The 13035-nt window shown below is 48.2% G+C and carries 9 protein-coding genes and 1 tRNA gene; 3 read left to right on the top strand and 7 right to left on the bottom strand.

Annotation, left to right across the window (positions count from 1 at the left end):
* Positions 1-189 precede the first annotated feature (189 nt).
* From trmB to ACTQ3K_RS09665, 3 genes are all read left to right on the top strand, one after another.
* Entirely contained in the window at positions 190-924 is a 735-nt protein-coding gene (trmB, locus tag ACTQ3K_RS09675; protein WP_441567443.1) for a tRNA (guanosine(46)-N7)-methyltransferase TrmB, read from the top strand.
* A 31-nt stretch (positions 925-955) separates the two neighbouring features.
* Positions 956-1096: a hypothetical protein gene (locus tag ACTQ3K_RS09670; protein ID WP_441567444.1), complete on the top strand. Its 141-nt coding sequence runs from the start codon at positions 956-958 to the stop codon at positions 1094-1096.
* Positions 1097-1324: 228 nt separating this feature from the next.
* Positions 1325-3118, top strand: coding sequence for an oleate hydratase (locus ACTQ3K_RS09665; RefSeq protein ID WP_441567446.1), 1794 nt, complete (start codon positions 1325-1327; stop codon positions 3116-3118).
* 288 nt (positions 3119-3406) lie between these two features.
* Here the strand turns inward: ACTQ3K_RS09665 and ACTQ3K_RS09660 are convergent.
* The 7 genes from ACTQ3K_RS09660 to kdpA form a co-directional block, all read right to left on the bottom strand.
* Positions 3407-3479 (bottom strand) — tRNA-Lys (locus tag ACTQ3K_RS09660).
* A gap of 258 nt (positions 3480-3737) precedes the next feature.
* Entirely contained in the window at positions 3738-4439 is a 702-nt protein-coding gene (locus ACTQ3K_RS09655) for a response regulator (RefSeq protein ID WP_441567448.1), read from the bottom strand.
* The gene (locus ACTQ3K_RS09650) at positions 4432-7125 is read right to left on the bottom strand and encodes an ATP-binding protein (protein ID WP_441567450.1); all 2694 of its coding nucleotides are present in this window, start codon (positions 7123-7125) and stop codon (positions 4432-4434) included. The genes ACTQ3K_RS09655 and ACTQ3K_RS09650 overlap by 8 nt, the downstream gene beginning before the upstream one ends.
* A 72-nt stretch (positions 7126-7197) precedes the next feature.
* Positions 7198-7716: a hypothetical protein gene (locus ACTQ3K_RS09645; RefSeq protein ID WP_441567496.1), complete on the bottom strand. Its 519-nt coding sequence runs from the start codon at positions 7714-7716 to the stop codon at positions 7198-7200.
* A gap of 211 nt (positions 7717-7927) precedes the next feature.
* Positions 7928-8536 (bottom strand): potassium-transporting ATPase subunit KdpC, encoded by a 609-nt coding sequence (gene kdpC / locus ACTQ3K_RS09640; RefSeq protein WP_441567452.1) that lies wholly within the window; start codon positions 8534-8536, stop codon positions 7928-7930.
* 13 nt (positions 8537-8549) lie between these two features.
* Positions 8550-10619 (bottom strand): potassium-transporting ATPase subunit KdpB, encoded by a 2070-nt coding sequence (gene kdpB, locus ACTQ3K_RS09635; RefSeq protein ID WP_441567454.1) that lies wholly within the window; start codon positions 10617-10619, stop codon positions 8550-8552.
* A 15-nt stretch (positions 10620-10634) separates the two neighbouring features.
* The gene (kdpA, locus tag ACTQ3K_RS09630; protein ID WP_441567456.1) at positions 10635-12449 is read right to left on the bottom strand and encodes a potassium-transporting ATPase subunit KdpA; all 1815 of its coding nucleotides are present in this window, start codon (positions 12447-12449) and stop codon (positions 10635-10637) included.
* Between the last annotated feature and the right edge of the window lie 586 nt (positions 12450-13035).

The following is a 13035-nucleotide window of genomic DNA, read 5'->3' as shown; positions in this document are numbered from 1 at the left end:
GACATAGGCGGCGCAGGACAGGACCAGGTTCAGAGAAAAAATGTCCGGTCAGCCTGGAAAGTATCAGGTGGGAGTTGCCCCCGCTTTTGAAATAGATTATAATGGAAAAACGGGCTTCTGGCAAGTCAAACGGGGGATCCGGTGGGAGTTTGGAGGCCTGAAAACGGGAAAATGCGAGGAAAATGTCACATGAGACTGAGAAACGTGAAAGGAGCCAGGGAGGAGCTGGCAGAAAGCGTCTATGTAATAGAAACGCCGCAGGAGCATAAGGGTGGCTGGAACAAGGTATTTGGAAACGATCATCCGATCCGGATCGAGATCGGTATGGGAAAGGGGATTTTTCTTCTGACACTGGCGAAGCAGAACCCGGATATCAACTATGTGGGGATTGAGATGTATGCCAGCGTGCTGGTGCGTGCCGTCCAGAAACTGGAGGAAAAGGCAGGAGAGTGCGAAAACACGGTGGAAACACCGGACAGGACAGAGACTGATCCGGCGGAGGAATGCAGACCTGCCGCGGAGACGATGACGCTTCCCAATCTGCGGTTGTTAAATATGCCGGCGGAATATCTGGATCAGGTTTTTGCTCCGGGCGAGGTGGAGCGGATCTATTTAAACTTTTCCGATCCCTGGCCCAAGGCCCGTCATGCCAAGCGCCGCCTAACCTCACCGGCGTTCCTGGCACGTTATCGATCCTATCTGGCGCCGGAGGGGCTTCTGGAATTCAAGACCGACAACCGGCCGCTGTTTGATTTTTCGCTGGAATCGGTGCAGGAGAGCGGCTGGCGGCTTCTCTCCCATACATTCGATCTTCATCATGATCCGGAGCTTTGCGCAGGAAATGTTATGACGGAGTATGAGCGGAAATTTTCGGAAAAAGGCCAGCCCATCTGCAAGCTGACCGCAAAGCAGCCGACTGCATAAGATAAGAAGAAAGCTGCTTCGGGAGCGTATCATGAAGCACAGACGCTGTTTAAAGGAAAAGCTGTTTTTTATCTGTTACAATAAGCGGGAGCTGAACCGGCGGGCCATGAGGATCAAGCGGGCGCTGGATGAGGTAAACCGGATCCTGGATGGCGGCTGCGGCTGCCGGTAGGAAGCCCCTGCTGTTCCATGAACCGTCAGGAGGGGCGGAGAAGCTTCCGTCTCAGACCTGTTCTTTGGGCATTTCGTGAAAAATGTTCAAAAATTACACACTGAAAGCTCTGTGTCCGATTTTCCGGCACGGAGCTTTTTCTGTCTGTGGTAAAGATCGGGAATGCGGATATAATAAGGGCATAAACAAAAACGAAACGACAGTATCAGATGACAGGAGGTTTTCGCTATGTATTATTCCGCAGGAACATATGAAGCTTTCGCACATCCCGAAAAGCCGAAGGATGTCGATAAAAAATCAGCATATATCATCGGAACCGGACTTGCAGGCCTGACTGCAGCGTTTTATCTGGTCCGTGACGGGCAGATGAAAGGAGAAAAGATCCATCTTCTTGAAAAGCTGGAGCTGGCAGGAGGAAGCTGTGATGGACGCAAGGATGTGACAAAGGGCTTTTTCATGAGAGGCGGCCGCGAGATGGACAACCATTTTGAGGTTATGTGGGATACATTCCGCGATGTGCCGTCCATCGAAACACCGGGCGTTTCGGTGCTGGACGAGTATTACTGGCTCAACAAGCATGATCCCAATTATTCCCTCTGCCGTGCAACTGTGGGGCGCGGACAGGATGCCCATACCGACCGGAAGTTTAACCTGGATAAGAAATCAGCCATGGCACTCTCTAGGCTGTTTATGACTCCGGAGAAGGAGCTGGAGGATAAGAAAATCTCCGATGTGCTGCCGGATTCCTTTTGGGAGACCAATTTCTGGCTGTACTGGCAGACCATGTTCGCATTCCAGCGCTGGTCCAGTGCTCTGGAGATGAAGCGGTATCTCTGCCGTTATGTGCACCACATCGATGGACTTCCGGATTTCAGCGCACTGCGGTTCACCAAATATAACCAGTATGAGAGCATGATCCTGCCGTTAGTAAAGTATCTGGAGGCACATGGTGTTCAGATTGAATACGGCATGGATGTAAAAAATGTAATCTTTGAGACCGAGGGCAGCAAAAAGACCGCAAAGCAGATCGTGTATGAGAAGTGCGGAACGCAGCAGACCATTGATCTGACGGAGAATGATCTGGTGTTCATCACCAACGGCTGCTGTACTGATTCCTCCTGCTATGGCGACCAGAACCATGCACCGGATCTCAGCGGATTAAAGAACGGCTGTGGTGAATCCTGGGATATGTGGAAGGCCATTGCGGCCCAGGCATCGGACGGATCCTTTGGAAATCCGGAGGCGTTCTGCAATGACATTGATGCGACAAACTGGATGAGTGCAACGGTGGCAACCTCCGATGAGCGGATCATAAAGCATATCATGGATATCTGCAAGCGTGATCCCCGAAGCGGAAGGGTGACCACCGGAGGAATTGTGACGGTCAAGGACAGCACGGAAAACTGGTATCTTTCCTGGACCATCAACCGCCAGCCCCAGTTCAAGTCCCAGGATAAGAACATGGTGCTGATCTGGCTTTATGCCCTGAATACCAACAAGGAAGGCAATTATGTGAAGAAGGCAATGCGGGACTGCACCGGTGAGGAGGTTTGCAGCGAGTGGCTGTATCATATCGGAGTTCCGGAAGCGGAGATCGCAGATCTGGCGAAAAACGCCTGCAATACGACCACCTGTTTCATGCCTTATATCAACGCGTTCTTCCAGCCCAGAAAGAATGAGGACCGGCCTCATGTTGTACCGGACGGCGCTGTAAACTTTGCGTTCATCGGCCAGTTCGCCGAGACGCCCCGCGACACCATCTTCACAACCGAATATTCCATGAGAACCGGTATGGAAGCAGTTTATACACTGCTGGATGTTGACCGCGGCGTACCGGAGGTCTGGGGCAGCAAGTACGATGTGCGGGAGCTTCTGCGGGCCTGCTATTACGCCATCGACAAAAAGCCCCTGGCAGAAGCCGACCTGTCCCTGATGGAGCGAGAGGCATTAAAGATTGCACTGAAAAAGATAAAGGGAACCGATCTGGAGATTTTATTAAAAGAAAGCGGATTGGTGAAATAGAAAGGAACGGGGAGCAGCGTGTATGGCGCTGCTCCCCGTTTTAATGACCCGGAATCAGAGCGTCAGGCCTCAGCCCAGCCAGCAGCGCTGTCTGCCGCCGCATTGAGCGGTTAGCTCTTGCGGCGTTGCCTGAGGCTGAATGGGCGTTCCGCCCATTCTCCGAAAAGTCCATATACACCACAGCAAATAAATTTGCGTGGTGCACATGGATTTTTCGATGACGCTCGGAACTGTGGGCACAAAAAAACACCGTCCCCGATGTCATTTCATCGAAAACAGTGCTTTGCGTGCGCCTCCAGGGGCTCGAACCCTGGACACCCTGATTAAGAGTCAGGTGCTCTACCAACTGAGCTAGAAGCGCATATTCTGTTGTGTGCTTCGGTGTGTTTCCTGAGCACGAAAATCATTATATATCATGTTTCGGGAAAATGCAAGCCTTTTTTAATATTTTTTTCAAAAATTTTAAGCTGTGTTCCGAACGTCAGATAAGCACAACCCGCTTATCAAGCCTGAAAGCAAATGGGAAGTATCCATACTGCTCCACGAATATACGGATGAGCAGGTCGTGCAGAAGCTAAAATGTGAGCAACATTGAAAAATTCAGGACGAACACATAGCATTATTCTACTTTTATCATGCGGTAACCCACACCGATATGTGTTTGGATGTATTGTGGAGATTCGTCTGTTGGTTCCAGCTTTTTCCGCAATGTCGCCATAAATACCCGCAGGGAAGCGACATCATTATCCCAACTGCGCCCCCAGATATTTTGCGTGAGAAAAGTATGGGTTAGTACCTTGCCAACATTTTTGGACAGCAGGCACAAAAGCTTATATTCGATAGGCGTCAGGTGCAGTTCGGATTCTCCAAGATAAGCACATCCCCCAGCATAATCCACCTTCAGCTCACCATTCACAAATACAGAACTGGCGGTTACCATTTCCGCTGTCATCAGGGCGAGTCTGCGCTGAGTTACCCGAAGTCGGGCCAATAGTTCTTCTACGGAAAAAGGCTTTGTCAAATAATCATCCGCCCCGGCATCCAGCGCCTGGATTTTATCATTATCCTCGCTGCGGGCGCTTATTACAATAATCGGGACATTGGACCAGGAGCGAACTGTTTGAATGACCTGAACGCCATCCATATCCGGCAGCCCCAAATCCAGTAAGATGATTTCAGGATTGTGCGATGTGGCCTCCATAATGGCTGTTGAACCATTCGGTGCTGCTATATAACGATAATCATTTGTTTTTAAAGTGGTTGTAATGAGATTTCGTACAGACAGGTCATCCTCAACCACTAATATCAAAGGTTTATTCATGAAGTTCTACCTCCCCGGCGGGTAATGTAAATGTAAATACAGAGCCATTTGGCTGATTGTCTGATACGGAGATTGTGCCGCCATGGGCAGTCACAATAGATTTACAGAGGGACAGGCCTAATCCAAGGCTTCTGCGGCTGTCGATCACTTTATTGGCTCCACTATAAAACATGTCGAAAATATGGGGCTTCTGCGCATCGGGAATCCCCGGGCCGTTGTCGGAAACAGAAACTGTGACCCATTGATCCTTCTGATCGGTGTGTATTTCAATTACTGAACCGGCAGGGGTATATTTGATGGCGTTGTCCACTAAATTGATAATCACCTGAACGATCAGCTTAGCGTCAATGTGGGCAAGGATGAAGTCTTTGGTGCTGGTCACACGAATCGTGTACTCTTTGCTTTTTCTGTTGATATGCTTCAGAGCTTCGGAAACTACCTCATCCATGAGTTCGATACTCCGGGTAAGATTGACCTGTTTGCCTTCAATTCGTGTGATTGCCAACAGATTTTCGACCAGATTGATCAACCACATGGAATCGTCATAAATATCAGTAAAGGTTTGCTCCTTTAGCGAATCGTCCATCTTTTTATAATTTGCAAGCAAATTTCCTGCGTTGCCGGCAATTGCTGTCAAAGGAGTCCGAAGATCATGAGAGATTGCCCGCAGCAGGTTGGCACGGAGCTGTTCATTTTCTGCCAGGACAGCCGCCTCTTTCTTCTCTCTGGCATTTTTGATATTTTCGAGTGCCAAGGCGCATTCGCCAAGAATAGAAAGCAGCACGCTGTTTTCAAAAGAGTCCAACGGAATGCCGTTCACAGCAACGCCGGCTACTCCGTATACATGCTGGTTAACTCGAATCGCAAGGTATAGACACTTTGCGCTGGATAAAGTATCGGTTGTTGCCCCTGCATGCTTGTTGTTTCGGAAGACCCAATCGGCGACTGCTTTCTCATTCTCAGAAATCAAACACTCTTGAGTGCTATGAATAGTACGAAAAATATTGGGGGCGGCAAGCTCTTTACCGTTAGACTGGTAGACGATGATATCTTTTTTCAGCAGCTTCATGAGCTGCTCTGCTGTAACGGTGATCACCGCATTCTCATCCTGCTCTTTTTGCAGAAGCTGATTGGTTTCAAAGAGAATCTTTGTACGGTAAGCTGTATGGGCAGATTGTTTTGCATTTTCTTTCAGCCGGGTAGCAAGAGAGCCGGAGAGCAACGTTGCCGTAAACATAATGCTAAAGGTAACAATATAGTTCGGATCGTCAAAGTGAAATGTCAGTCTCGGAGTGGTAAAAAAGAAATTGAATACCAACACGCTGACAATCGAGGTCAGAATCCCGCATAGGCGGTTGGATGTGATCACGGCGGTCACAAGTACGCCTAATATGTAGACTGCAACAATATTACTCTCTGTGAAACCCAAGGCATCAAAACTACAGCCAATGAGTGTAGCTGCCAGCAATACGAGTATACTTTTCAGAACATCCCGCAGGGGCATTGTTTCGATCTGTGCCTTTTTCTTTTTTTCCTGATAACCGGAACCTGTGCTGGCGTCCGGGATCACATGAATATCCAAATTCGGTGCGCTGGAAATCAGGCGTTCTGTCAAGGTAGGCTTGCTGAAGAAATTCTTTCGTGTAATAGTACTACGTCCGATTACGATTTTGGAGATACCGGAAAGACGGGAAAATTCTGCAATTTGATAAGGCACGTCATCGCCATAACATGTCTCTATCGTAGCGCCAAGCTGCTGAGCCAACCGTTTATTGTATTGCAGCCGCTTTTTATCTTCGTCACTCATCGATGCTGTGTTGGGTGTTTCCACATAAAGGGCGGTAAATGTTCCTCGGAATGCTCTTGCCATTCTGGCAGCAGTCCGGATGATTTTTGCGTTGGATGGCGATGAGGAAAGACATGCCAGAATGCGCTCGTCTGTATGGTAATCACCCCGGCTCTGTACTCTGGCTCGTTCTGTCAGCAGATTTACCCGGTCGGCGCACCGGCGAAGGGCAATTTCCCGTAATGCAGTCAGATTTTCAACCGTGAAGAAATTAACAATGGCTCGCTGCGCCTGATCCTCCCGGTACACATTTCCACTTGCCAGTCGTTCTAACAACTCCGCAGGTTCAATATCCACCAGTTCCACCTGATCCGCCTGATCAAAGGCGGAATCCGGAATACGCTCCCGCACAAGAATGCCGGTGATGGAGGCCACAGTATCGTTAAGACTCTCGATATGTTGGACATTGACCGTCGTATAGACGTCCATTCCGGCGTTCAGTAGTTCCTGCACATCCTGATACCGCTTCGTGTGGCGGCTGCCTTTTGCATTGGTATGGGCATACTCATCAATCAAAATGAGCTGAGGCTTCCGTTTTAACGCGGCGTCAATATCAAATTCACAAAGCATCATTCCCTCATAGGCAATTTGCTTCACCGGGAGCTGCTCCAGACCGTCCAGAAGTGCCAAAGTCTGAGGCCGGGCATGGGGCTCTATGTAACCGGCAACCACATCGACGCCACGCTCTTTGGCTTGATGAGCCGCTTGAAGCATCGCATAGGTCTTTCCGACACCTGCGGCATAGCCGAAAAAGATTTTAAGTTTTCCCTGCTTCTTAGTGGATGTATTGCTGCAAATCGCACGAAGAAGCTGATCCGGATTTTGTCTTGGCAGTTCCATTTTATCCCTTCCTATCCGTCATTTAAGTAAGAGCGCTCTCTCTTTTTCCATTATAACACACAAGATCAACATTTACATCTGCGACTGATTTACGGCAAATCGGTTCAGGTATCCGGCAAAAGAATTGATTACGGATGATTTTTCCGAATTCCTCCACAGTGCTTTTTGCGTAATGGGATTCTGGGTGATCGGGTCAATGGGCAAGTCAGTATATTTCATCAGAACCGGGGAGCAGCAAAGAAATAGCGTCCGTGCATGATAAAGAGTCATTTCTGATACAATGGTATTTTCCGGTAAAAAAATCATATCCAATCTGTGCATTTCCAGTTCTTCGCATAGCTCCCAGTCTTCCCCGCTGAGAATATGGATAGAGACATCCGGATGCTGTTTTCCGTAAGCTTCGAAAACATCTGAGAGGCTGTCTGCTATGAAGGGGTTAGAAAAACCAATTCGCAAACTGTTTTCATCGTAAGTCAGGAGATGATCCTGCCCATTCCAATTGTTTTCCAGAAAAGCATCCAGCTTTTTCATCAGAAAATAGCCAAAAATAAATACAGCTGATGTGCTTACAAGCAAAAGAACGATCTTCATGGGCTTACCTCCAACTTCTTTTTGACAGCACCACTCTCATAATTGCAAGTTTCTTTTAAGTCCCTTTATTTGTTTTTAATCAATCATAGATCAAAGTGGGTAAAGAGTGTACAAGAGAAGACGAATCCGTATTAAGACCGTCTAAAGATACGGAAAGGATTCTCTGTTAGCATGAGTTTGCACTGGAAAGCATAATTTTGCTGGGTTCACTTCATTTTTTCAGGATACCGTCCAGCATCAGATTGACCTCCAGTACATTGACGGTCTCCTCGCCAAAGATGCCAAGGAATCGTCCGTCGGTACACTTCTGGATGATTTTACGTACTTCATCTTCGGTCATATTATTTGCCTTTGCAATGCGTGCTACCTGATACTCCGCTGCTGCCGGGGAAATATGGGGATCAAGCCCACTGCCGGAACAGGTAACAAGGTCCACAGGAACGGCAGTATCGTTCATGGCCGGGTCAGCAGCCCGGAGCTTTTCTACACGCTCTGCCACAAGCTGTGCATATTCCTCACTTGCCGGAGAGAGGTTGGAGGGAGCGGCATACATCAGTGCCTTTCCGTTTTCATCCGTATAGGTTGAAACATCAATATTCATAATACGCCCCCACATATGGGCGTCATCTGTATATTGCTGCCCAAGTAATTCACAGCCATATTTTTTTCCATCTACTTCAATGATGCTTCCATTGGCATTGGACGGGAAAATAAGCTGAGCAATTCCTGTGACAATGCCTGTATAAACCACGCCGCACAGCAGTGTAAAAATCAGAAAGATCATTGCCGCTTTCGGCAGTACATTTTTTATTGTTTTCATGACAGATACCTCCTCAAATCAGCCCGGTAAAGACCAGCAGAACATCAATCAGTTTCACAAAGATAAATGGAGCCGCCAGACCGCCCAGACCATAAACCAACAGGTTCCGAGACAGCAGTTTTCCGGCGGAAACTTCACGGTATTTCACACCTTTCAGCGCCAATGGAATGAGCGCAATAATGATGAGTGCATTATAAATAATCGCAGAGAGGACAGCACTTTGCGGGGAATGCAGTCCCATAATATTCAGAGCAGACAAACCAGGATAAAGTCCCATAAACAGTGCCGGAATAATGGCAAAATATTTTGCCACATCATTGGCGATGGAGAAGGTGGTCAGGCTGCCTCGTGTCATCAAAAGCTGTTTACCAATGCGTACAATATCGATGAGCTTTGTGGGAGAAGAGTCCAGATCCACCATGTTGCCTGCTTCTTTTGCTGCCTGTGTGCCGCTGTTCATGGCAACTGCAACGTCTGCCTGTGCCAGAGCCGGAGCATCATTTGTGCCGTCGCCGGTCATGGCAACCAAATGTCCCTTGGACTGAAAATCACGAATCATTGCCAGCTTTCCTTCCGGTGTTGCTTCCGCAAGGAAGTCATCCACACCGGCCTCGGCAGCGATGGCCGCAGCCGTGATTGGATTGTCACCGGTGATCATAATGGTCTTGATTCCCATTTTCCGTAGGTCTGCGAATTTCTCTTTCACGCCCTGCTTGATAATATCCTTCAGATAGATAACTCCGAGAATCTTGTGATTCTTTGCCACAACCAGAGGTGTGCCGCCCTTGGATGCAATCGATTTGACAACTCGATCACAGTCCGGGGAATACGTACCGCCTGCGTGAGTCACATAACTCTGTATGGCATCTGCTGCACCCTTACGGATTTCGTTTCCGTCAAAGTCTACACCACTCATACGGGTCACGGCAGTAAAGGGGATAAAGTGCAGATTCTTATTCTGAAGGCTTCTTCCCCGAATTCCAAATTGCTCCTTTGCCAGCACAACAACGCTTCTGCCCTCAGGGGTTTCATCTGCCAGAGAAGAAAGCTGAGCGGCATCTGCCAGTTCCTGAACATCTACGCCATCCACCGGAATGAATTCCGATGCCTGCCGATTGCCCAGGGTGATGGTTCCTGTTTTATCTAACATCAGGATGTCTACATCCCCGGCAGCTTCAATGGCACGTCCACTCATAGCCAGAACATTTGCCTGATTCAGCCTTGACATACCGGCAATACCGATGGAGGAAAGTAATGCACCAATGGTAGTAGGAGCAAGGCATACCAGCAGCGCTACCAGAGTTGTTACAGAGGTTGGATTCTCAATTCCTGCCAGCTTTGCAGAAAAAATGGAATAAGTGTAGAGGGAGACTGTCACCAAAATAAAGATGATGGACAAGGCTACCAGAAAAATCTGCAAAGCAATTTCGTTGGGCGTCTTTTTCCGGGCAGCACCTTCTACCATCGCAATCATTTTGTCCAGAAAACTTTCTCCGGCTTCGTTGGTTACTCTGACAAGAATCCAGTCCGACAGTACCGTGGTGCCGCCGGTCACAGCGCTGCGGTCGCCGCCTGCCTCACGAATTACAGGAGCGGATTCTCCGGTGATGGCGCTTTCATCCACAGATGCCGCACCTTCTACGACTTCGCCGTCTGCCGGAATCTGCTCGCCGGCTTTGACGATCACCAGGTCCCCCTTTTTCAGCAAGGTGGAGGGAACCACGGTCACGCTGTCCTTCTGCGATACGGAGGGAATTCTATGTGCGTCCACATCCTTACGGGATGCCCGGAGAGAATCTGCCTGTGCTTTACCGCGGCCTTCTGCAATGGCCTCGGCAAAGTTGGCAAATAATACGGTAAACCAAAGGATAACGGCAATCGCCAGTGTATATCCGCTTGGAGCATCCTTCAACCCGAACAGGGACACCACCCAAAGGCTGCTGGTCAAGATCGCAGACACAAAAACCAGAAACATGACCGGGTTTTTTGCCTGTGTTTTCGGACTTAATTTCACAAAAGAATCTTTAATTGCCCTGCCGAGCATTTTCCGGTCGGCAAAAGCACTTTTCTGTTTTGTACTCATATCTGTAAACCTCCTTTACGCAATGCTGCCAAAGAACTCAGCAAGTGGACCAAGGGCAAGTGCCGGGAAGAAGCTCAGCGCACCGATCAGCAATACCACAACAATCAGCAGGAAAACAAACACTCCATTTGTCGTAGACAAGGTGCCGGCAGTCGTGGCAATTTTCTTTTTTCCGGCCAGACTACCTGCGATTGCAAGTGTGCCGATGATGGGCAGAAACCGGGCAAAGAGCATCATCAGTCCCAGACTTACATTCAAAAATACGGTATTCGCATTGAAACCGGCAAAGGCAGAGCCGTTATTGCCGCCACAGGATGAGTAGGCATACAGCATTTCAGAGAAACCGTGGGCGCCGCCGTTGTTCAGGCTATTCATGACAGAGGGCACTACAGCGGCAAGACCACTGCCGACCAGAATTGCAATGGGCGTTGCAAGACAAACCAGTACCGACCATTTCATCTCATAAGGCTCAATTTTCTTACCAAGGAATTCTGGAGTACGGCCTACCATCAGACCGGCAATGAACACTGCCAGAATGGCAAACGCAAGCATACCGTAAAGGCCACAGCCCACGCCGCCGAAAATAACCTCGCCAAGCTGCATCAGCAGCATAGTCACCATACCGGCAAGGGGCGTGTAGCTGTCATGCATGGAGTTTACAGAGCCGTTGGAAGCCGCGGTGGTGAAGGCTGCCCAGGTAGAGGACGCTGCAATGCCGAAGCGGGACTCTTTTCCTTCCATATTGCCACCTGCCTGTTCGGTCATTGACAGATTGACTGCGCCGTCCTGTGCAAGCTGGGATGTGCCGGTATGTTCGGAGACAGCGATGCAGCTCAATGCAATAATCAGGCAAAGGAACATTGCCATAAAGATTGCAATCCCCTGCTTTTTGTTTTTTACCGCAGAGCCGAATGTGAAGCACAGAGCCGCCGGAATCAGGAGAATGGAAATCATTTCAATCAAATTGGTAAAGGCATTAGGGTTTTCCAATGGATGTGCGGAATTGACGCCCATATAACCGCCGCCATTGGTGCCGGTCTGTTTGATTGCAACCTGACTGGCTGCCGGTCCCATGGGGACGAACTGCTCGCTGATGATCTGTGCATCCGAAACGATTTTGCCATCTACAGTGACGGTTTCAGTGTCTGGATCAATGACCGCATCCTTCAGAATTTCACCTTCCGCATTGATGGCAATCGGTTCTACAAGAGATACGGTTTCTGCACTTTTCAGGTTTTGGATTACACCGCCGCCTGCCAGCAACAGAGAAATGACAAGATTCAGCGGGAGCAGGATGTGAATGACAATGCGTGTCAAGTCCACCCAGAAGTTTCCGACTCCTGAGGATTTCACTTTGGTAAAGCCACGGATCAGAGCAAACAGAACGGCGATGCCAGTGGCTGCGGAAACAAAGTTCTGAACAGTCAGACCTAAAGCCTGGGTGAGATAACTTAATGTGGATTCACCGGAATACGCCTGCCAGTTTGTATTGGTAATGAAACTTGCAGAAGTATTAAATGCCAAATCCCATTTCACACCGGGAAGATGCTGCGGGTTTCCGGGAAGAAAGCCCTGTAATAGTTGAAGAAGGAACAAAAAAGAGAGTCCGATACCGGAAAAGATCAATACACTTACCGCATATTTTTTCCATGTCATCTGTTCTTCTTTGTCTACACGCAGAACCCTGTAAACAAGGTTTTCGCACGGTGTGAGAATTTTGCACAAAAAGGTTTTCTCGCCACTCATAACTTTTTTTATGTAAGAGCCCAGCGGAATTGCCAGAACAACCAGAATGGCAAGGTATAAAACATACTGAATTATGGTGCTCATGCCTGATCATCTCCCTTCATTAAAATATAGATATACCACAGCAGCATTGCTGCCGCACATACACCTATGAGTGCAATTAGTATTTGCATAAGATTCTTCCTCCTTTTTGATGTTCCCAATATCATAAAACCTTTCCTCTAAAAATGGCATTAATCATCTTTTGTGCATTTAAAGATGAAATAAAGATTACAAGTAACCTAAAATGCATGCCATTGGAAAGGCGATAACGATTGTACTGATGCAGACACACGTCAAAACAAGTAATGGCATTCCAACAAAGATGTAGATGAAGCCAAGCAGCGGATGATGCCAGATAAAGTGCTCCGCTTTTGCGTCAAATCTCTGTTCAAATCTTCTCGCTACATTTGTAATGCTCATAACTGTTCACCTCATTTCTTTCTTGCAAAGAGATAATACCGCCAAAAGTATTAAGTGGGGAAAAGTGTCCTGCAATCGAAACTAAGATTGTATAAGTTTTGTTAAAAAAAGAGCCAGTCCCGGAAGTGAGGACTGACTCCATCGTAGAATGATTTTAAATTGTGTCTTTGAGAAGAGAATATCCTTGAAAAATTTCGATTCTCCCAAT

Origin of the sequence: Candidatus Paralachnospira sp. LCP21S3_A2 (assembly GCF_052118925.1) — a bacterium.
Classification (GTDB): domain Bacteria; phylum Bacillota; class Clostridia; order Lachnospirales; family Lachnospiraceae; genus Lientehia.
This window is presented reverse-complemented; position numbering and strand designations above follow the sequence as displayed.